The organism is Mobilicoccus caccae, from assembly GCF_030161635.1.
Lineage (GTDB): Bacteria > Actinomycetota > Actinomycetes > Actinomycetales > Dermatophilaceae > Mobilicoccus > Mobilicoccus caccae.
In genome coordinates, this window is the sequence record NZ_BSUO01000001.1 from 2,459,489 (window position 1) to 2,480,251 (window position 20,763).

Genomic DNA, 20,763 nt, shown 5'->3' on the forward strand with positions numbered 1-20,763 from the left:
CTGCGTGTCGATGAGGGTGTCGTCGACGTCGAGCAGCAGTGCCCGGACAGGCGCCTGCCACACCTCGTTCGGGGCGTTCGGGGCGCTCACAGCGTGGCGCGCAACGCCCGCAGGCGGGTCAGGGTGGAGTGCCGGCCGAGGATCTCCATCGACTCGAACAACGGCGGCGAGACGCGCTTGCCCGAGATCGCGGTGCGCACCGGACCGAACGCGAACTTCGGCTTGAGGCCCATGCCCTCCACCAGCGCCGCGCGCAGGGCCGCCTCGATGTTCTCGTGGGTCCACCCCCGCCCCTCACCGAACATGTCGCCCTCGTCGGTCGAGATGCCTTCCAGTGCGGCGATGGCCGCGTCGAGCACCGCGGGCGCGTCGTCCTTGAGCTGGGTGCGGGCGTCGTCGTCGATCGGCAGAGCGTCGTCGTCGACGTAGAACGGCGCCACCTGCGGCCCCGCCTTCGTCAGGTGGGTCAGGCGCGGCTGGATGAGACCGACGACCTGCTCCAGACGCCCCAGGGCGCCCAGGTCGGGCCGCGGCGGCAGGATGCCCTCGGCCACGAGGTACGGCAGCAGCCGGGCGGCGAGCTCCTCGACCGGCAGCTCACGGATGTAGACCCCGTTGAGCCAGTCGAGTTTGGTGAGGTCGAAGATCGGGCCGACCGGGTTGACCTTGCTCCACTCGAACCCGCTGCTGAACTCCGAGAACGAGAAGACCTCACGCTCGGTGCGCTCGCCGTCCTCACCCTCCTCGATGATCGGCGGATACCCGAGCAGCGCAAGGAAGTTGACCAGAGCCTCGGGCAGGTAGCCCTCCTCGCGGAACCACGTGAGCCGCGCCTCGGGGTTCTTGCGCTTGCTGATCTTGGACTTGTTCGCGTTGCGCAGCAGCGGCATGTGCGCGAACCGCGGCTCCGGCAGGCCCAGCCAGCGGTAGAGCAGCAGGTGCTTAGGGGTCGAGGAGATCCACTCCTCGCCGCGCACGACGTGCGTGATGCCCATCTCGTGATCGTCGACGACGACGGCCAGGTGGTAGGTGGGAAATCCGTCGGCCTTGCGGATGACCTGGTCGTCGGGTCGCGGCGCCTTGAGCGTGCCGCGGATGGGGTCGTCGAACTCCAGCGGCACGTCGTCGGGAACGAGCATCCGCACGACCGGCGTCTCGGAGAATCCGGGCAGCGCCGCCCGCTCCTCGCGGGTCTTGCCATGGCACAGGCGGTCGTAGCCGGTCACCGAGGCCTTGCTCTTCTCCTGCTCGGCGCGCAACTCCCTGAGGCGTTCGGAGGAACACCAGCAGTAGTAGGCGTGTCCGTCCTCGATGAGCTTCTCGATGTACGGCGCGTAGGTGTCGAGCCTCTCGGACTGCCGGTACGGCGCGTACGGGCCGCCGACGTCGGGCCCCTCGTCCCAGTTCAGACCGAGCCAGTCCAGGGTGTCGGTGAGCTGGGCCTCGCTGTCGGCGCGGAACCGCGCGCGGTCGGTGTCCTCGACCCGCAACACGAAGGCTCCGCCGTTCTTGCGGGCGAACGCGAGGTTGAACAGGGCCATGTACGCGGTGCCGACGTGGGGATCCCCGGTCGGGGACGGAGCCACCCGAAGACGGGGCGATCCGGGCGTCGCGGCAGGTGTCGAGGTCTCAGTCATGATGACGCCAGCCTAACGCTCCGCCCCCGCCCGATCCGAGGCCTCGGCGCCCACCCGCAGGTCACGCGCGCGACGTCCCGCTCCTCCTCGAACAGCCGCCCACGTCGACACAGCCGCGCGTGCGCGACGGTCCGACGCCTCCCCTGCTGTTCGAGGTGGAGGGGAAGGTCGATCTCAGCGCTTGACGAAGGGGTTGGTCAGGGTGCCGATGCCCTCGATCTCCACCTCGACGCGCTGACCCGCGGTCACCGGGCCGACGCCCGCGGGAGTGCCCGTGAGGATGACGTCGCCGGGCAGCAGGGTGAACGCGCGCGAGCAGGCCTCCACCAGCGTCGGCACGTCGAAGATCATGTCGGCGGTGCGTCCGTCCTGCACGACCTCGCCGTCGCGCCGCGTGACGATGCCGACGTCCTCGGGGTCGAGGTCGGTCTGGATCCACGGGCCCAGCGGGCAGAACGTGTCCAGGCCCTTGGCGCGCGCCCATTGGCCGTCGTCGCGCTGCAGGTCGCGGGCCGTGACGTCGTTGGCGCAGGTGTACCCGAAGATGACGTCCTTGACCCGGTCGGCGGGCACGTCCTTGCACATGCGGCCGATGATGACCGCGAGTTCGCCCTCGTAGCTGACCTCCTCCGTGAGGTCGGGGATGACCACGGGGTCGCCCGGCCCGATCACGGCGGTGTTCGGCACCAGGAACATCAGCGGCTTGTCGGGCAGGTCGCTGCCCATCTCCTTGGCGTGATCGGCGTAGTTGCGGCCGATGCCGATGATCTTGCTGCGCGGGATGACCGGCGACAGCAACCGGGCGTCGGCGAGTTCCACGCGCTGCCCGGTGCCGGAGACCGGCGTGTACAGCGGGTCGCCGGCGACCTCCGCGAGCCACTGCTCGTCGCCCTCGCCCTGCACGACGCCGTAGCGGGGCTCGTCTCCGGTGGTGAAGCGTGCGATGCGCATGTCATCTCCTTCGGCTCAGCGCGGTGAGGACCGCGTCGCCGATGACGCGGTACCCCTGGTCGTTGGGGTGGATGTCGACGCGGCTGCACATCCACGTCCAGGTGCAGATGCGCGCGACCCTGATGGGCACCCTGCCATGACCGGGCAGATCGACGCGACGCCACCACTGGCGATCGAAGGGTTCGGTCACGTAGGCGACACGGGCGCCGGCATCCTCGCCGCCCCACGGATGACGACGTTGACCTGGCTGTGCACCGTGGAGGGGACCTGGGAGACCGCGCGCCCACGCCGGCCGAGCAGCGTGGCCGCCTGGAACGGGTCGTAGTAGTCGAGCACGATGATGAACGCGTTCGGGGCCGCCCGCCGCAACTCGGTCAGCGTCGCGGACAGATTCGTGCGCATCGCCCCCGCCGACCGTCGGACGCACGTCGCATCCACGCTGGTCCGCTCCCTGTCCGCGCACCGCAACAGGTCGTTGGCCCCCAGCGATACCGTGATGAGGGCGGTGTCGGGGTGGCGTCGTAGAAACGCCAGCGCCGCGGCCTGCTGACTCCCCTGGCGGTACCGGCACGTGCCGCCGCGACGCATCGACGCGGTGTTCTCACCCGTGCACGCCAGGTTGGTGACCGCGAGGGGTGCCCGCCGCTGCGCCGCACCGGCGCTCACCCGCGCGACGTACCCACCACGCGGATCGTCGCCCTGCCCCGGCTGGTACCCGGCCGAGATCGAGTCTCCGAGGACGAGGTAGGGGCGCGGCCTGATCCCTCCCGCAGCGGCGGACACCGCACCCGGGGCGATGGCCCCCATCCCCGCCAGCACCATGAGGACGGTGACCGACGCTGCCGCACGAACGACGAACCTACTTGCGCGAGAACGCATCCGGACTCCAGGCGGTGAGGAGGAGCGACCCCTTCAGACTAACGGTGAGCCCGGCACGACGCGCGAACCTGCAGCCACCTCGACCCGCCACCGACCGGAGGCGGGTCGGCGCGTGTCGACGTCGCAGGTCGATCGGTACGCTGCTGGCCGTGAGGGAGATGGATCGGGAGCAGTGGCGGGCCGCCGAGGACGCCCACGCACGGGCCGTCGACGACCTCACCGGCGACCACCTCGAGCGGCGCCGCACCGGGCGTACCCACCCCGTCGAGGACTTCCTGTTCGTCTACTACCGGCATCGCCCCGGGCAACTGCGCCGGTGGCACCCCGGGCCGGGCGTCAAGCTCCTCGGCGACGACCTGGCCGGTCGCGGCTCCTGGACCTACTACACCCATGACGCCGACGGGGTGTTCCTCGACGTCGACGCCTACCTGGGCCGGCGAGGCGAGGCCGTGCGCTTCGTCCACGATCTCCTGGAGGCAACGGCCGGGCGAGCGCCGCATCTCGGGTGCTTCGGCCTGCACGAATGGGCGATGGTCTACCGACTCGGGGCGGAGGAACCCCGGCACGAGAACTGGCCACTGCGGCTGAGCGCCGCCGAGACCGACGCGGTGACCGAATCACTGCCCATCCGGTGCAGCCACGCCGACGCGTTCCGCTTCTTCACCCCGCCGGCGCGCTCGCTCAACCTGCTCACCCCGACCCGCGACACCCAGACCGACCACGAGCAGCCGGGATGCCTGCACGCCACGATGGACCTGTACAAGTGGGCGACGAAACTCGGCCCGGTCGTGCCGGGTCCGCTGCTGCTCCAGACGTTCCGGTCGGCCAGGCGGGCACGGGAGCTCGACATGCGCGCCTCGCCGTACGACCTCGCCGAGCTCGGCTACACGCCCATCCGCATCGAGACACCGGCGGGTCGAGCGGAGTACGTCGCCGAGCAGCGGGCGCTCGCCGAGCAGGCCGAGCCGATCCGGCAGGCGTTGATCTCCCTGTGCGCAGACCTGCTCGCCCGCACCTGAACCCGCCCGACAGCGCGGACTCCGGTGTGGCGCCGCGCGGTCAGTCGTCGCTCTTCCCGTCGGGGCCGTAGACGAGCATCCCCATGATCGGGATGAGCAGGAACCAGATCCACGAGGGGAACGCGTCACCACCCGCGCCGGTGAAGAACAGGATGACGGCGATGAACGGGGTCAGGCCGACGAGCGTGCCGCCCAGGGTGGGGGGCAGGGAGAGGATGCCGGGGGTGCGTTCGGGGCGCTTCTCGACCTCGGCGGCGGTGGCGCCGGGCTCGGGACGCTCCTCCAAGGGAGGAATCGGCGACACACCCGCGGTCCCGTCGGCCCCGACCGGGCGCACGTCACCGCGTTCGGCGGCCTCGACCTCCTCGATCGAGGTGGCGTGACGCAGCGCCGTCGTGCGGCGTTCGTGCTCCGCCGCGTCGATGCGTCCCTGGCTCCACGCCTCGCGCAACCGGTCGCTCGCGTACGCTCTCGAGGCTTCGATGTCCGTCATGGTCCCTCCGTGGGGTCCGATCGAGTTCAGACGAGGCGGGTCATCCAGCCTCGGGTGTCGTCGGCCTTGCCGTACTGGATGTCGAGCAGGCTCTGGCGGATCTTCATCGTCGTCTCGCCCGCCTCGGTGCCGACGGTCGATTCCCCGCCGTCCCACTTGAGGGTGCCGACCGGGGTGACCACGGCGGCCGTGCCGCACGCGAACACCTCGGTGATCTCGCCGGAGGCGACGCCGTCCTTCCATTCCTGGATGGGGATGCGGCGCTCCTCGGGCCTCAGACCGAGGTCCGTGGCCAGTTCGAGGATCGAGCTGCGGGTGACCCCTTCGAGGATCGAGCCCGTGAGTTCGGGGGTGACGAGCCGGCCGTCGGCATACACGAGGAACAGGTTCATCCCACCGAGCTCTTCGATGTACGTGTGCGTCGAGGAGTCGAGGAAGACGACCTGCTCGCATCCGTGCTCGGCCGCCTCGACCTGCCCGGCGAGGCTGGAGGCGTAGTTGCCACCGCACTTGGCCGCGCCCGTGCCACCGTCGCCGGCGCGCGCGTAGTCGGTGGACAGCCACAGCGACACCGGCTTGATCCCACCCGAGAAGTAGGCGCCGGCAGGCGAGGCGATGACGAAGTAGGTGACGCCGTTGGCCGGACGCACCCCGAGGAACGCCTCCGAGGCGATCATGAACGGCCGCAGGTACAGGCTCGTCTCACCGGTGCCGAACTCCGGGACCCACTTCTCGTCGGCGCTCACGAGCACCTTGAGCGACTCGATGAAGTCGTCGATGTCGAGCTCGGGCAGGGCCAGCCGCTTCGCGCTGCGCTGCAGCCGCGCACCGTTGACCTCGGGCCGGAAACACCAGACCGACCCGTCGGAGTGGCGGAACGCCTTGAGCCCCTCGAAGATCTCCTGGCCGTAGTGGAAGACGCCGGCGGCCGGCTCGATGCTGATCGGCCCGTACGGCAGGAGTTCGCCGTTGCTCCACCCGCCCTCACGCGTCCACTCGATGCGCACCATGTGATCGGTCATCGTGACCCCGAACCCGGGGTCGTCCAGGATGGCGAGGCGCGCCTCGTCGGCGAGCGGATCCGGACGGGAGGAGGTGCTGAAGGTGAGCTTGGACACGGGATTCCTCTCCACCGCACAGGGCGACGACGGTCGGTGACGGACGCGGGATCGGGCGGTGTGGGCCGGCCTGCTCCCGTTGAACGTCCTGTCGGGAAGGCTAGCCGATGCGGCCGAGCGCCGCGGACGGCTTGTCGGTCAGGGCGATCTCGGTGTTCCGGAGGTGGCGGCACGACCGGAGGCGGGCGGCCTCAGCTGCGGCCGGTCGCGGAGAGGCGGCGGGCGATGGCGTCCCCGACCTGGCTCGTCGAGCGGGAGCCCGCGCCGCGGTTGGCGAGGTCGGCGGCGACCGCCTCCTCGACACGCGCGGCCTCGGCGGTGCGGCCCAGGTGCGCGAGCAGCAGCGAGGCCGAGAGGATCGCCGCCGTCGGATCGGCGATGCCCTGACCGGCGAGGTCGGGCGCCGAGCCGTGGACCGGCTCGAACATGCTCGGCACCTCGCGGTCGGGGTTGATGTTGGCGCTGGCCGCGAGGCCGATGCCGCCGCCGACCGCGCCGGCGAGGTCGGTGATGATGTCGCCGAACAGGTTGTCGGTGACGATGACGTCGAAGCGGCCCGGGCCGGTCGTGAGGAAGATCGTGGCGGCATCGATGTGCAGGTAGTCGGTGGTGACCTCGGGGAACTCGGCCCCGACCTCCTCGACCGTGCGACGCCACAGGTGACCGGCGTAGGAGAGCACGTTGTGCTTGTGGACGAGGGTGAGCTTTCGGCGCTCACGTGCCTGGGCGCGGGCGAACGCGTCCCGCACGAGACGCTCGACACCGAACCTCGTGTTGACGCTGACCTCGGTGGCGACCTCGGCCGGGGTCCCGACCCGCAGCGCTCCCCCGTTGCCGGTGTACGGCCCCTCGGTGCCCTCGCGGACGACGACGAAGTCGATGCCGTCCGGAGCGACCGATGCGACGTCGAGCGGACTCTTCACGCCCGGGTACAGGCGGGTCGGGCGCAGGTTGACGTAGTGGTCGAGGTCGAACCGCAGCCGCAGCAACAGACCCCGCTCGAGGACTCCGCTGGGCACGCTCGGGTCGCCGATCGCGCCGAGGAGGATCGCGTCGTGGCGACGCAGGTCGTCCAGCACCCCTTCGGGCAGCGCCTCCCCCGTCTCGTGCCAGACGCGGGCGCCGAGGGCGTAGTCGGTGGTCTGCAGCCCGTCCTCGCCGAGGACGGCGCGCAGGGCCTTGAGCGCCTCCGCCGTCACCTCCGGGCCGATGCCGTCACCACCGATGACGGCGATGTCGATCGGGCGCGCAGATGTGTCGTTGCCGGAAGTCATGCCGGAATGGTACCCACGCCGTCTCGACAGGCGATACGCTGTGCTCGCCATGCGGACCGAAGCGGGACGAGTGTCAGGCGCGTCCGCCGTGGGGCAGGAGGGTGGAGCGGTAGATCGAGGAGTAGCGCAGGTCGAGGCCGGTCCGCGGCGCCTCGATCATCTGCCCGCCTCCGACGTACATGCCGACGTGGGTGATCGAGCGGTTCGACGAGCCGAAGAACACCAGGTCGCCCGGCTGCAGGTCGGCGATGGCGACCCGCGGGGTGGCGTCGTACTGCCACTGCGCCGTGCGCGGCAGGCTCTTGCCGGCCGCCCGCCAGGCTCCGACCATCAGGCCCGAGCAGTCGAAGGAGTCCGGGCCGTTGCCGCCCCACTTGTACGGCTTGCCCAACTGCTGCTGGGCCCAGGCGATGGCCGTGGCCGCGGCGGCGGTGTTCGGTGCGGGCAGGTCGGCCGGCGCCACCTGGGACGATCCGGCGCCGCGACGGACGACGGCCTGCAAGCGGGCCTGGACCTGCGCCTGAGCACGCTCGGCCGCCTCACGCTGCAGTTGCTCCTGCCGGCGCTGCTCGACCTCGACACTGGTGCGACGCAATTCGGCCAACCGGGTGACGAGCTGCCGCTCCTTGGCCGTGAGCTCGGTCGTCTTCTTCTCGGCGGCCGCGACGGCCTTCTGTACGTCGGCGAGCGCCGTGGCGGCCTCGGTCGCCGCCGCCTGCTGCGCCTTCTGTGCGGCGTCGGCCTTGGTCCGTGCCGCCGCCGCTGCCGACTCGGCCCGGCGGGCGTCGGTGAGGTGGCGGGTGCGGTGACCCTCGGCGGCCTCGACATCGGCGCGATCGCGGGCCAGCTCCGCGGTCGACCCCGTGAACAGCCACGCGAGGTCGGCCATCGGTCCACCGCGCATGTAGAGCTGCGCGGCCATCTGCTCCAGGGAACTCTGCGAGCGCTGCGCCGCTGCGGCGGCCTCGTCCGCCTGCTTGCGCGCCGCGGCCGCCTCGGCCGTCTTGCGCGCGAGTTGCTCCCGCGCGGCGTTCGCCTTCTCCGAGGCGGCACCGGCGGCCTCGTGCAACGCCTCCACCTCGGCGCGAGCCACGTCGAGCTGCCGCTGCAGCGCTGCCACCTGCCCCGCCCCGGCGGCGACCGCACGTTGGGCCGCCTCGACCTCCGCCTGCGTGGCCCCGCGAGAGTCCGGCTCGACCGGGTCGGCGACGGCCACGGAAGCCGGGGCGCTCAGCGCCGCCAGCAGAGCCAGGGTCGCCACAGCACGCACACGCCGAACGATCATGGAGTGGCCCTTCCGAGTGAGGGGTGAGTGCCGGGCACCTGTGCAGACTTCTCTACAGAGGCATCGGCAGACGGGCGGGGACATGAAGCGAGAACGTCCGACGGGTGTCGACCGTCCCCGTCCGCTGCTGCCACCTTGCTTCGATTGCACCACGATTCGCAGCGGCGACACGGGCCGGATGCACACTTCATACCTGTTGCAGAAAGTGTGAGAAGGGACTCCCGCACGGACCATCAGTAGGTTAGCCTTACCTGCATGATCGTGTGCCACTGCGAGGTCGTGAGCGACCGTGACATCCGCGCCGCCGTCGACGGCAGTGCGCACACCCTCGCCCAGGTCTGCAGGTCGACCGGGGCGGGAACCGACTGCGGCGGTTGCGTCTTCGGAGTACGTGCAGTGATCGAGTCCTATACTCGCCAGGACCACGTCACCCTGCACCAACCTCTCGAGGAGACCGATGCAGCCACGCAGCCCCCGCGTCGTCGAGTTGCTTAACGACGCACTGACCTTCGAGTTGACGGTCGTCAACGCCTACTTCCTCAACGCCCGCATGCTCGACAACTGGGGCCTGCCCCGACTCGGCAAGGTCTTCTACGACCTCTCGATCGGCGAAATGAAGGACGCGGACGAACTCATCAACCGCATCCTCATGTTCGACGGGCACCCCAACGTCCAGCGCCTCAACCCCATCTCCGTCGGCGAGACCGTCGAGGAGATGCTCAAGCTCGGCCTCGACAGCGAGATCACCGCCGTCCGCCAGTTCAACGACTCCGCCCAGGAATGCCACGACCTCGACGACCACGCCACCGCCTCGATCTTCGAGGAGATGGCCCGCGACGAAGAGATCCACGCCGACTGGTTCGAAGGCCAACTCGACGCCATCGCCCGCACCGGCATCGAGAACTACACCGCGATGCAGATCGCCCCGGGAGAAGCCCCCGCCTGACGCGCGCACAGCACGAAAACAGCTCGAACCGCCTCCGATCCGGAGGCGGTTCGAGCTGTTTCGGGGCACGCTCTCGTCACCGAGCGAGTTCGATGCGCTCGGTTCCTCGGCGCTCCGGGCCTCGCTCGCTGGCGCTCGCTCGTGTCCTCACGCTCTCGTCACCGAGCGGCAGAACCCTCCACGTAGTCGCTGTCGTCGTCCTTCACCCACGCCATGAGCTTGCGCAGCTCCTTGCCCGTGGCCTCGATGGGGTGCTGGGCACCCTTCTCGCGCAGGGCCTTGAACTCCGGCGCGCCGGCGTCCTGGTCGTCGATGAACCGCTGCGCGAACGCACCGGACTGCACGTCCTTGAGCACGGCCTGCATGTTCTCCTTGACCTCCGGGGAGATGACCCGCGGGCCGGAGACGTAGTCGCCGTACTCGGCCGTGTCGGAGATCGACCAGCGCTGCTTGGCGATGCCGCCCTCGATCATGAGGTCGACGATGAGCTTGAGCTCGTGCAGGCACTCGAAGTACGCGATCTCCGGCTGGTAGCCCGCCTCGATGAGCGTCTCGAAGCCGTACATGACGAGCTGGCTGGCGCCACCGCAGAGGACGGACTGCTCACCGAACAGGTCGGTCTCGGTCTCCTCGGTGAACGTCGTGCCGATGCCGCCCGCGCGCAGACCACCGATGGCCTTGGCGTACGACTTGGCCAGGTCCCAGGCGTTGCCCGATTCGTCCTTCTCGACGGCCAGGAGCACCGGCACGCCGCGACCGTTGGCGTACTCACGGCGCACCAGGTGCCCCGGGCCCTTGGGGGCCACCATGAACACGTCGACACCGGCCGGAGGCTTGATGTAGTCGAAGCGGATGTTGAACCCGTGCGCGAACATCAGCGCCGCGTCGCTCTTGAGGTTGGGCTCGATCTGCTCGGCGTACACCGTGCGCTGGTGCTGGTCGGGCACGAGGATGACGACGACGTCCGCCTCCTTCGTCGCGTCGGCCACGGACAGCACCCGCAGGCCCTCGGCCTCGGCCTTGGCGCGGCTCTTGCTGCCCTCGGCCAGGCCGATCCGGACGTCGACACCGGAATCACGCAGGTTGAGGGCGTGGGCGTGACCCTGACTGCCGTAACCGATGACGGCGACCTTCTTGTCGGAGATGACCGACAGGTCGGCGTCGTCGTCGTAGAACATCTGCGCCACGGGGGCTCCTAACGTGTTGACTGAGCAGAGATGTGCGGGTGGTGCGAGGACTGCGGGGATCAGTGGCGTGCGGAACGGTCGGTGATCGACCGGGGGCCGCGACCGATCGCGACCATGCCGGACTGCACCAGTTCACGCACCCCGTAGGGCTCGAGGAGGGCGAGCAGCGCCTCCAACTTCTCGACCTTGCCGGTGGCCTCGATCGTGACGCTCTCCAGGGAGACGTCGACGACACGGGCCCGGAAGAGGTCGACGGTCTCGAGGATGTGGGTGCGTGTGGTCGCGTCGGTGCGCACCTTGATGAGCAGGATGCGGCGCTCGACGAACTGCGACAGCTCGACGACCTTGATGACCTCGACCAGCTTGTTGAGCTGCTTGGTCACCTGCTCGACGGGCAGCTCGTCGGCGTCGACGACCACCGTCATCCGCGACACCGCCGGGTCCTCGGTCTCACCGACGGCCAGCGAGCTGATGTTGAACCCGCGACGCGAGAAGAGCGCCGCGATCCGGGCCAGCACGCCGGGCTTGTTCTGGACGAGCACGGACAGCACGTGCCGGGTCATCGGGCATCTCCTTCGTTCGCCATCAGCGTGGCGGTGAGGTCCGCCTGCTCCTCGACGGCGTTCTCCTCGCGGTCCCACACCGGCGAGACCCCGCGGGCGTACATGATCTCGTCGTTGCTGACGCCGGCGGGCACCATCGGCCACACCATCGCGTCGCGGCAGACGACGAAGTCGACGATCACGGGGACGTCGTTGATCGACAGCGCCTTCTCGATGGTCGCGTCGACGTCGTCCACGCTCTCGCACCGCAGGCCGACACAGCCGTAGGCCTCGGCCAGCTTGACGAAGTCGGGGATGCGCGCGGCGCCGGCGCTGGTGTGCAGGTCGGTGTTGCTGTAGCGCTCGTTGTAGAACAAGGTCTGCCACTGGCGCACCATGCCCAGCGAACTGTTGTTGATCACGGCGATCTTGATGGGGATCTTGTTGATGACGCAGGTGGCGAGCTCCTGGTTGGTCATCTGGAAGCAGCCGTCGCCGTCGATGCCCCAGACGACGCGCTCGGGTTCGGCGACCTTGGCGCCCATCGCCGCGGGGACGCAGTAGCCCATCGTGCCGAGGCCGCCGGAGTTCAGCCAGGCGTTGGGGCGCTGGTACTGGATGAACTGCGCCGCCCACATCTGGTGCTGACCCACACCCGAGACGTACGTGGCCTCGGGCCCGGACAGCGCGCCGATGCGTTCGATGACGTACTGCGGCGCGAGCAGACCGCTCTCCGGGGTCTGGTAGCCGATCGGGTAGGTCTCCTTCCACCCTCGCGACTCGGTGTGCCAGGCGTCGTAGTCGGGGGTGAAACCGGCGGCGGACAGCTCGGCGTGCAGGTCGGTGACGACCTCCTTGACGTCGCCCACGATCGGGACGTCGGCCACGCGGTTCTTGCCGATCTCGGCCGGGTCGATGTCGGCGTGGATGACCTTGGCCAGCGGCGCGAACGTGGCCAGCTTGCCGGTGACGCGGTCGTCGAACCGCACCCCGAGCGCGATGATGAGGTCGGCCTTCTGCAGGGCGGTCACGGCCGACACCGAGCCGTGCATGCCGGGCATGCCCAGGTGCAGCGGGTGATCGTCGGGGACCACACCACGGCCCATGAGCGTGGTGACCAGCGGGATCTGCGTCAGCTCCACGAGCTCGCGCAGCTGCTCGCTCGCGCGGGCCCGCACGACGCCACCGCCGAGGTAGAACACCGGGCGCCGGGCGGCGTTGATGAGCCGCGCGGCCTCGCGGATCTGCTTGCCGTGGGGCTTGATCACGGGGCGGTAGCCGGGCAGGTCCATCCGCGGCGGCCAGGAGAACGACGTCGTGGCCTGCAGCGCGTCCTTGGTGATGTCGACCAGGACCGGCCCGGGGCGTCCGGTGGCCGCGATGTGGAAGGCCTCGGCGATCGCGCGGGGGATGTCGTCCGGGTCGGTGATGAGGTAGTTGTGCTTGGTGATCGGCATCGTGATGCCGCGGATGTCCGCCTCCTGGAAGGCGTCGGTCCCGATGGCGGCGCTGCCGACCTGGCCGGTGATGGCCACGATCGGCACCGAGTCCATGTGCGCGTCGGCCAGGGCGGTCACGAGGTTGGTCGCGCCGGGGCCGGAGGTCGCCATGCACACGCCGACCTTGCCGGTGGCGGCCGCGTATCCCTCGGCGGCGTGACCGGCGCCCTGCTCGTGACGGACGAGGACGTGCCGCACCTTGGTGGAGTCCATCAGCGGGTCGTAGGCGGGAAGGATGGCCCCGCCCGGCATCCCGAACACGACCTCGACGCCGACCTCTTCGAGGGCTCGGACGAGGCTCTGCGCTCCGGTGACGTCCTCGACCTTGGCGGAGTCGTCACTGGTGGTGCGCGGAGGTGGTGCGGGGCGGGGAGGTCGGGGATCCGTCACGGTGGGTCACCGCTTTCGTGAGATCGATTCGTGGAAGAGCGAGTTGGTCATGGTCCTGTGGTGCTCGTCGTCACGGCCGATTCTGCCGTGTCCGGCCTGAGCACGAAGCGGCGGCACCCCGGGCGTTTCGTGGGGACCGGGGTACGCCCATGAAAAAACCCCGCCGTCCGGGTGGGGACGATGGGGTTGCGCGTCGGCGGATGTCGGCGACGCGCTCAGGGAAGTACGAAGTGCAGGGTCATGGACCGAGCATGCGTCCAGCCGTCGCAGAGGTCAATATCGTGAGACGGCCGTCTTGCATCGTGGGACTTCATGCGGGTGGACGCCTTCCCTGCTCGGACCGCCCCCGAAGGAGGCGGTCCGAGCGTGGGGGTGATGAGGCGGCGGCGTCAGCGGAAGGCGACCGCGCGCCAGGAGGACCAGGCACCGACCCGGCCGTCCGCGCCCTTGGCCCGCGCGCGGACCTGGACCGTCGTCCCTCGGGCCGCCTTGAGCTGCGCCGAGGTGCGGGTCGTGCCGGCGTACCAGGTCTGGATGCGGCCGTGGCTGCGACCGTCGACCCGCCGCACGACGACGTCGTACCGGACCGCACGCTGGGTCTTCCAGGACACGACGCCACGACTGTTGATGGCGAGGCTCGGGGTGCTCGGCGCGGCGGCCGCCGCCGTACCGACCCGGGAGACCGCGCCGGCGCGCGCACCGGCGACGCGGCGTCCGGCCGCCGAGACCGAGACCGAGACAGTGGCCCGGGCACCCGCCACCGACTCCACGGTCACCGACACACCCGATCCGTAGGAGGTGAACAGGTGCTTGGCCGGCACCTGCCACGACGCATCCGAGTCGCGGCCCGTCGGCGACGCGTCGAGCGCGACCGTTCCCGGCCAGGGGGTGTCGGGGGTCACCGATTCCTCGCGCAGCACCCGCACACCGGCGGTCATCGGGCGGTAGAGGGCGGAGTCCCTGCCGGCGCGGGTGCGGTACTCGACCCAGTAGACCGCGCCAGAGCGCGGGTCGCGGACGCGGACGCCACGCACGCCGTTCAGGGAGGAGACCGCGTTGAGCGTCACCTTCCTGACTCCGCTGCGCACGTCGACGTAGCCGGAGGAGCCGATGAACCCGACGCGGACCGCCTGCGGCACCGACAGCGAACCGGCCACGTTCGCCGCCGAGGCCGCCATGACGTCGAACGGGTCGCCGTACTCGTCGACGCCACAGGAGGAGGGCACGCGGGCGAGGTCGGCATCGGTGATCGACCGGCACTGCAGCGCCTTGGCGTGGGCGAGTCCGAAGTTGTGGCCGAGTTCGTGGGCGAGGACCGGCCAGCTCGTGTCGGCGACGTAGGCCACGCCACCGCTCTCGACGTCCTGACCCATCGAGGCGAGGCCGTAGGAACATCCGGCGTCCACGGCCTCCCGGGGCAGCACGACGACGAGGTGCTTGCCCGGGCCCTCGTCGAAGCCCGTCGCGCGGGCGGCCTCGGTCCACAGCTTGAACGGGCTGTCCTTGCAGGTGTACGCGGACGCGTACGCACCCACCGTGCGGGCCAGCCGGAAGTCGACGGCACCGCCACTCTGCTCACGCCAGTAGGCACCGACGTTCTTCACCTGGGTCGCCACCTGGGCCCGGGTCGCGACCCGTCCCCTGACGCCCTTGGGAGCGACGATCGCCACCGTCACGTCGTGGACGGCACCCACGGAACCGGCGCCCGAGCGGGCCTGCTGCAGAACCGTCACCGTGTCGACGGGGGCGACGCGACCGGCGTCGACGACGTCCTGGACGGTGGCCTTCGCCAGCGCCGAGTCGGGAGCGGCGGGAGTGGCGGAGGCCCGCCGCAGTTCACGACGCGTCGGGGAGACCTCGCCGTCGACACCCGGCACCGAACGCCCGGACTCCGCGGCCTCGACCACGTCCTGCGTCACCGGGATCGTGACCGAGACCTCGTCACCGGGCCGGGCGCGGCCGGCCGCATCGACGGGAAGACGCTCTCCACCCGGCAGCCGGACCGCACTCTCGAGGCCGTCGACCGGATCGGCGAGGCGTTCGACGACGCCGACGACCCGGACCTGGGCATCCCCGTCGGCGGGGTTCGCGTGGGCGACGAGGCCCGGGGTGCTCGCGGTCACCAGCGTGATCGTCAGAGCAGCGATGGCCATCGGTCGATTCACGCGCATCCTGCGACACCCTTCATCCATGAAACCCACCCCCGTCCGTGGGGGCGATCCGCCCGCGTGGCAGTGCGGGCGGCACCTCATGAATTCGGCAGATTCGCAGTGCTTCTGACCGGTCTTGGTCACCCGAGGTGACCGGGGAGTCACCTCGAGGGCGCAACCACCGTTGGGGGCGTGGAGAATTCACCTCGCGAGGGATTCTCGGAGTGATCCATGTCACACTCGCCGCGCGGCTCGTGCAGCTCGTGCGGGTGGCCGAGCGGGCCGTGCGAGGTCACCGAGGACGCTGACGCGTTCGTGTCTCCGACGCCTGGGCCGGCCTCGGAGCGGTCACCGCCTCCGGGGTCGGCAGGCCACCAACGCCGTGTCGGCGGTGGGAAATCCGGACCACGGGCCCGGGTGGGAGATCACGCCCAGGGTGGCCGGCGACCAGCCGCCCGGGAGGTCGCAGCGCGTCTCGACGTCGAGCGCCAGGTCGGGAACCGCCGGCGCGTGGCCGACGAGGAGCGCCACCCGCGCGGTGTCGGGCACCGCCGAGATCGCCTCCACGAGGTCCTCGACCGTCCCGTTGTAGATCGCACGGTCGACGCGGACGTCGTCGGCCTCCACTCCCCCGGCCCGGATCGCCTCCCACGTCTGCACCGTGCGGGTGGCGGAGCTGACGATCGCGACGTCGGGACGGACACCCTGGGAGACGAGCCACCGGCCCACATCGGTCGCGTCCTCGCGACCACGAGCGGTGAGCTCGCGGCCCTCGTCACCGGCGGCGGAGTGTCCCTTCGCCTCACCGTGGCGGACGATCACGAGCAGGCGCAGATCGGGGGTCACCTCGAACGACTGGTCGGTCATGGTCCCAGCATGCCGGACACCCGACGCGTCAGGCTCGACGGGGTGCGAGGGCCAGGGTCGCCGCGGCGGCGATGACGACGACACCGCCGAGGACCGCGAGCGCGGCCGGGCGCTCGGCGAACAACGCGGTGGCGAGGACGCCTGCCACGACGGGTTCGATGGTGGCGATGACCGACGCGCGGGTGGCGGGGAGCCGCTGCAGTCCGGCGCTGTGGCAGAGGTAGGCCACGTACGTGCTGAGCACGCCGACGCCGGCCACCGCGGGCCACGCCTGCCCCAGTGCCTCGGGGGCGTAGAGCGCCGGTGAGGTGAACGGGGTGAGCGCGAGGACGGCCACCCCCAACGCCACCGCGAGACAGGCCGAGGGGTGATACCGCTGGTAGAAGGACCGGCCGTACAGGTAGTAGAGCGAGTACGTGAAACCTGCGAGCAGCCCGGTGGACAGCGAGAGGGCCGTCACGGTGATGCCGGTGCCACCTCCGATCGCGACGAGACCCACCCCGCAGATCGAGGCCGCGACCGCCGCGATCTCGAGCCCGCCCAGCCGCTCACTCAGGACGGGGACGCTGAGGACCGCCACGAACGCCGGTGCGCTGTAGAGCAGGACGCTCGCGAGGCTGGCTCCGCCCGAGGCGACCGCCACCTGGTAGGCGCCGTAGAAGACCGCACCCGAGGCGAGGCCGAACAGGACGGTGACGAGCAGGTCGCGGCCACGGGGGAAGGACGCCCGGAGGGCCAGCGCGTGCACCCCGAAGAGCGCCGCACCGACGGCCGCCCGCCACCACGCGACGTCATAGGGGCTGAGCCCCGCCCGTTGGGCGTAGGTGCCGAAGATGCCGAGCAGACCCCACAGCGACGCCGCGACGAGGACGAACAGGGCGCCGGTGAGCGCCGCCGACGACGGGACGACGGCGGTCGGCGGTCGCGTCGGCTGCTCACCGGCCTCGAGCGGCTCGGTCACGCGATCAGCCCTCGACCCCCAGGGTGGCGAGGATGAGCTCGCGCACCTTGGCTGCGTCGGCCTGACCCTTCATCTGCTTCATGACCTGGCCGATGAGCGCGCCGGCCGCCTGAACCTTGCCGCCGCGGATCTTGTCGGCGACATCGCCGTTGCGGGCGATGACCTCGTCGACCGCCACCTGCAGGGCCCCGTCGTCCGAGACGACCGCGAGTCCGCGCGCGTCGGCGACCTCGGTCGGGGTGCCTTCTCCGGCGAGCACGCCGTCGAGGGCCTGGCGCGCCATGGCGTCGGTGAGGCGCCCCTGCTGCACGAGCCCGTCGAGCTCGGCGATGTGCTCGGGAGCGATGTCGAACGAGCCCAGCTCGCGGCCCTCGGCCTTGGCGCGGCGGGCGATCTCGCCCAGCCACCACTTGCGGGCCGCTGCCGGGCCGGCACCCGCGTCCACGGTGGCCGCGATGAGCTCGAGGGCGTCCGAGCCCAGCACGTCGCGCATCTCGAGGTCGGAGTAGCCCCATTCGAGCTGGAGGCGGCGCCGCCGCGCGGCCGGCGGTTCGGGCAGCGTGGCGCGCAGCTCCTCCACCCGCTCGGCGGTCGGCGCGACCGGCACGAGGTCGGGCTCGGGAAAGTACCGGTAGTCGTCGGCGTCGGACTTGGGCCGGCCCGAAGAGGTCGTCCCGGTGTCTTCGTGCCAGTGCCGCGTCTCCTGCAGGATCGCCTCACCGCGGTCGAGAACCGCTGCGTGGCGGCCGATCTCGTAGTTCACCGCCGCCTCGACGCTGCGCAGGGAGTTGACGTTCTTGGTCTCGGTCCGCGTTCCCAGGGGCACGGCGGCCTGCTCCGGTCCGCGCCGGTCGTCGCCGGCACGCACCCGCAGCGAGAGGTTCGCGTCGCAGCGCAGGGAGCCCTGCTCCATCCGGGCGTCGCTGACGTCGAGGGCCCGCATGAGGTCGCGCAGCGCCCCCACGTAGGCGCGGGCGACCTCACCGGCCCGCTCCCCCACGCCCGTGATGGGCCGGGTGACGATCTCCACGAGCGGGATTCCGGCGCGGTTGTAGTCGAGCAGGGAGTAGTCGGCGCCGGAGATCCGGCTGCTGCGCCCGTCGGTGCGCACGTGCGTCGACTTGCCGGCGTCCTCCTCCATGTGGGCGCGCTCGATCTCGACGCGGACAATCTCGGGATCGCCACCGTCGAGTCCGGGGATCTCGACGTCGAGCCAGCCGTCACTCGCGATCGGCTCGTCGTACTGGCTGGTCTGGAAGTTCTTCGTCATGTCCGGGTAGAAGTAGTTCTTGCGCGCGAACCGGCAGGACGGGGCGATGCGGCAGTTGAGCGCCAGCCCGATGCGGATCGCGGAGTCGACCGCCGCGCGGTTGACGACCGGCAGCGCTCCCGGCAGACCGAGGCACACCGGGCAGACCTGCGTGTTCGGCTCGGCCCCGAACCCCGTGGCGCACCCGCAGAACATCTTGGTGGCCGTGTGCAGTTCGACGTGCACCTCGAGACCCATCACCGGGTCGTAGCGCTCCAGTGCCTCGTCGAGGTCGACGACGTCCTCGTGCGTGCTCATCGGGAGTTCTCCTTGTGAGTGGCGAGGGCGGGTGCCCGGTCGAGCAGCGCACCGCCCCACGCGTCGTGCAGGCGGGCCTCCAGGGCGGCGCCGACCGCGTACAGGCGGTCGTCGGCCATGGCCGGGGCGTAGATCTGGAATCCGCTCGGAAGGCCGTCCTCGTCGGCCAGGCCGTCGGGCAGGCTGAGCCCGGGCAGGCCCGCGAGGTTGGCCGGGATGGTCGTGATGTCGGCCAGGTACATCGCCAGGGGGTCGTCGTTCTTCTCGCCCAGGCGGAACGCCGTGGTGGGCGCCGTCGGGGAGACGAGCACGTCCGCCTTCTCGAACGCCGCCTCGAAGTCGCGGGCGATGAGCGTGCGCACCTTCTGTGCCTGCCCGTACCAGGCGTCGTAGTAGCCGGAGGACAACGCGTACGTGCCGAGGATGATGCGTCGCTTGACCTCGGCGCCGAAGCCCTCCGCCCGGGAGGCGGACATCGTCTTCTCCGCGCTCGCGCCGTCGACGCGCACGCCGTACCGCATGGCGTCGTAGCGGGCCAGGTTGCTGCTCGCCTCGGCCGGGAGGATGAGGTAGTAGGCGGCCACCGCGTGGCGGAAGCTCGGGCAGTCGACCTCGACGATCTCGGCACCCGCGGCCCGCAGGTGCTCGAGGGACTCGGTGAACCTCGCCGCGACACCCGACTGCAGGCCCTCACCCAGCAGGTCGCGGATGACGCCGACCCGGAGCCCGGTGACGTCGCCGCGGCGCGCGGCGTCGACGACCGGCGGGCACGGAGCATCGAGCGAGGTGGAGTCGAGGGGGTCGTGACCGGCCAGCACCTCGTGCAGCAGCGCCGTGTCGAGGACGGAGCGCCCGCACGGACCGATCTGATCGAGGCTGCTGGCCAGGGCGATGACGCCGTAGCGCGAGACGCCGCCGTAGGTCGGCTTGCACCCGACCGTGCCCGTGAACGCCGCCGGTTGCCGGATCGACCCACCCGTGTCGGAACCGACGGCCAGAGGCGCCGAGAACGCGGCCAGCGCCGCCGCCGAACCACCGCCGGACCCGCCGGGAGCCCGGTCGAGATCCCACGGGTTGCGGGTGTCGCCGAAGGCGGAGTGCTCGGTGGAGGAGCCCATGGCGAACTCGTCCATGTTGGTCTTGCCGAGGATGGGCATGCGCGCCGCGCGCACCTTGCCGACCACGGTGGCGTCGTACGGCGGGACCCAGCCCGCGAGCATGGCCGACCCGGCCGTGGTCGTCAGACCCCGGGTGCAGGCGACGTCCTTGACCGCGATCGGGACCCCGGCCAGGGGCGGGAGCTCCTCACCTGCCGCTCGCGCCGCGTCGACCTCGGCGGCGGTGGCGAGCGCGCCCTCGGCGTCGAGGGCCAGGTAGGCGTGGATCGCCGGCTCGGTGGCCTCGATGCGGTCCAGGTACGCCTGCGTGACCTCGACGGAGGTCAGCCGGCGATCGGCGAGGGCGGCGGCGAGGTCGGCGGCGCTCGCACGCACGATCGCCTCGGGGGTGTCGAGAGAGTCGGGCACAGGATTCCCTTGGTCGGAGGTGGCGAGCGGGCGTCAGTCTTCGGCGAGGATGCGGGGCACGACGAACCGCTGGTCCTCGGCCGCGGGAGCACCCTCGAGCACCTCCTGCGACGACAGCCCGGGCCGGACCTCGTCGGGGCGCATGACGTTGACGAGTGGCTGCGGGTGCGACATGGCGGGCACGTCGTCGGCCGCCGCCTCACGGATCTGCGCGAGCGAGTCGAGGATGACCGCGAGGTCACCGGTGAGCTGCTCGCTCTCGTCGTCGGTGAGGTCGATGCGGGCCAGCATCGCCAGATGGTCGACCTGGTCACGGGAGATCCTCGACATGTCCGCCAGTTTAGAGCGCGGCACCGACAGCCCTTCCCCCGCCGCGCCCGCGTCGATCCGCGCGCCGGTCCCCGGGCCCTCCGTCGCGGGCGCCGGACACACATGGGCGGCGACGCCGCGGAGATCGTCCTCCATGATGAGG

At 70.9% G+C, this 20,763-nt stretch carries 20 protein-coding genes; 3 read left to right on the forward strand and 17 right to left on the reverse strand.

Going from position 1 to position 20,763, the window contains the following annotated elements:
• Window positions 1-86: 86 nt before the first annotated feature.
• From gltX to QQK49_RS12075, 4 genes are all read right to left on the reverse strand, one after another.
• On the reverse strand, window positions 87-1,637 hold the full coding sequence (gene gltX / locus QQK49_RS12060) for a glutamate--tRNA ligase (protein ID WP_284304132.1): 1,551 nt from the start codon (window positions 1,635-1,637) through the stop codon (window positions 87-89).
• Window positions 1,638-1,811: 174 nt separating this feature from the next.
• Complete coding sequence (locus QQK49_RS12065; protein WP_284304133.1) at window positions 1,812-2,588, reverse strand: fumarylacetoacetate hydrolase family protein; 777 nt, start codon at window positions 2,586-2,588, stop codon at window positions 1,812-1,814.
• A gap of 1 nt (window position 2,589) precedes the next feature.
• A complete protein-coding gene (locus tag QQK49_RS12070) occupies window positions 2,590-2,778 on the reverse strand; it encodes a hypothetical protein (protein WP_284304134.1) in 189 nt (62 codons plus the stop codon).
• On the reverse strand, window positions 2,775-3,467 hold the full coding sequence (locus tag QQK49_RS12075) for an SGNH/GDSL hydrolase family protein (RefSeq protein WP_284304135.1): 693 nt from the start codon (window positions 3,465-3,467) through the stop codon (window positions 2,775-2,777). The genes QQK49_RS12070 and QQK49_RS12075 overlap by 4 nt, the downstream gene beginning before the upstream one ends.
• Before the next feature lie 158 nt (window positions 3,468-3,625).
• Here QQK49_RS12075 and QQK49_RS12080 point away from each other — a divergent pair, with 158 nt between their 5' ends.
• Window positions 3,626-4,486, forward strand: a complete 861-nt coding sequence (locus tag QQK49_RS12080) for a 3-methyladenine DNA glycosylase (protein ID WP_284305896.1) — start codon at window positions 3,626-3,628, stop codon at window positions 4,484-4,486.
• Between the two features lie 40 nt (window positions 4,487-4,526).
• Here QQK49_RS12080 and QQK49_RS12085 read toward each other — a convergent pair whose 3' ends face one another.
• From QQK49_RS12085 to QQK49_RS12100, 4 genes are all read right to left on the reverse strand, one after another.
• Window positions 4,527-4,979: a hypothetical protein gene (locus QQK49_RS12085; protein WP_284304136.1), complete on the reverse strand. Its 453-nt coding sequence runs from the start codon at window positions 4,977-4,979 to the stop codon at window positions 4,527-4,529.
• A gap of 26 nt (window positions 4,980-5,005) precedes the next feature.
• Window positions 5,006-6,097, reverse strand: a complete 1,092-nt coding sequence (locus tag QQK49_RS12090) for a branched-chain amino acid aminotransferase (protein ID WP_284304137.1) — start codon at window positions 6,095-6,097, stop codon at window positions 5,006-5,008.
• Between the two features lie 191 nt (window positions 6,098-6,288).
• Complete coding sequence (locus QQK49_RS12095; RefSeq protein WP_284304138.1) at window positions 6,289-7,371, reverse strand: 3-isopropylmalate dehydrogenase; 1,083 nt, start codon at window positions 7,369-7,371, stop codon at window positions 6,289-6,291.
• A 73-nt stretch (window positions 7,372-7,444) separates the two neighbouring features.
• Window positions 7,445-8,656, reverse strand: a complete 1,212-nt coding sequence (locus tag QQK49_RS12100; RefSeq protein WP_284304139.1) for a C40 family peptidase — start codon at window positions 8,654-8,656, stop codon at window positions 7,445-7,447.
• 255 nt (window positions 8,657-8,911) lie between these two features.
• On the opposite strand from QQK49_RS12100, the gene QQK49_RS12105 reads away from it, so the two are divergent.
• Together QQK49_RS12105 and bfr are read left to right on the forward strand one after the other, a co-directional pair.
• Entirely contained in the window at window positions 8,912-9,151 is a 240-nt protein-coding gene (locus QQK49_RS12105) for a (2Fe-2S)-binding protein (RefSeq protein ID WP_284304140.1), read from the forward strand.
• Window positions 9,114-9,602, forward strand: a complete 489-nt coding sequence (bfr, locus tag QQK49_RS12110) for a bacterioferritin (RefSeq protein WP_284304141.1) — start codon at window positions 9,114-9,116, stop codon at window positions 9,600-9,602. The genes QQK49_RS12105 and bfr overlap by 38 nt, the downstream gene beginning before the upstream one ends.
• Before the next feature lie 158 nt (window positions 9,603-9,760).
• Here bfr and ilvC read toward each other — a convergent pair whose 3' ends face one another.
• From ilvC to gatC, 9 genes are all read right to left on the reverse strand, one after another.
• Window positions 9,761-10,789 (reverse strand): ketol-acid reductoisomerase, encoded by a 1,029-nt coding sequence (ilvC, locus tag QQK49_RS12115; protein WP_284304142.1) that lies wholly within the window; start codon window positions 10,787-10,789, stop codon window positions 9,761-9,763.
• A 59-nt stretch (window positions 10,790-10,848) separates the two neighbouring features.
• Window positions 10,849-11,352, reverse strand: coding sequence for an acetolactate synthase small subunit (gene ilvN / locus QQK49_RS12120; protein WP_284304143.1), 504 nt, complete (start codon window positions 11,350-11,352; stop codon window positions 10,849-10,851).
• A complete protein-coding gene (locus QQK49_RS12125; RefSeq protein WP_284304144.1) occupies window positions 11,349-13,220 on the reverse strand; it encodes an acetolactate synthase large subunit in 1,872 nt (623 codons plus the stop codon). The genes ilvN and QQK49_RS12125 overlap by 4 nt, the downstream gene beginning before the upstream one ends.
• Before the next feature lie 389 nt (window positions 13,221-13,609).
• Entirely contained in the window at window positions 13,610-15,385 is a 1,776-nt protein-coding gene (locus QQK49_RS12130; RefSeq protein ID WP_284304145.1) for a M12 family metallo-peptidase, read from the reverse strand.
• 333 nt (window positions 15,386-15,718) lie between these two features.
• Complete coding sequence (locus QQK49_RS12135; RefSeq protein ID WP_284304146.1) at window positions 15,719-16,237, reverse strand: SixA phosphatase family protein; 519 nt, start codon at window positions 16,235-16,237, stop codon at window positions 15,719-15,721.
• Window positions 16,238-16,265: 28 nt separating this feature from the next.
• On the reverse strand, window positions 16,266-17,198 hold the full coding sequence (locus QQK49_RS12140; protein ID WP_284304147.1) for a DMT family transporter: 933 nt from the start codon (window positions 17,196-17,198) through the stop codon (window positions 16,266-16,268).
• Window positions 17,199-17,202: 4 nt separating this feature from the next.
• On the reverse strand, window positions 17,203-18,765 hold the full coding sequence (gene gatB / locus QQK49_RS12145; RefSeq protein ID WP_284304148.1) for an Asp-tRNA(Asn)/Glu-tRNA(Gln) amidotransferase subunit GatB: 1,563 nt from the start codon (window positions 18,763-18,765) through the stop codon (window positions 17,203-17,205).
• On the reverse strand, window positions 18,762-20,291 hold the full coding sequence (gene gatA, locus QQK49_RS12150) for an Asp-tRNA(Asn)/Glu-tRNA(Gln) amidotransferase subunit GatA (RefSeq protein WP_284304149.1): 1,530 nt from the start codon (window positions 20,289-20,291) through the stop codon (window positions 18,762-18,764). The genes gatB and gatA overlap by 4 nt, the downstream gene beginning before the upstream one ends.
• Before the next feature lie 33 nt (window positions 20,292-20,324).
• Window positions 20,325-20,621, reverse strand: a complete 297-nt coding sequence (gene gatC / locus QQK49_RS12155; RefSeq protein ID WP_284304150.1) for an Asp-tRNA(Asn)/Glu-tRNA(Gln) amidotransferase subunit GatC — start codon at window positions 20,619-20,621, stop codon at window positions 20,325-20,327.
• Between the last annotated feature and the right edge of the window lie 142 nt (window positions 20,622-20,763).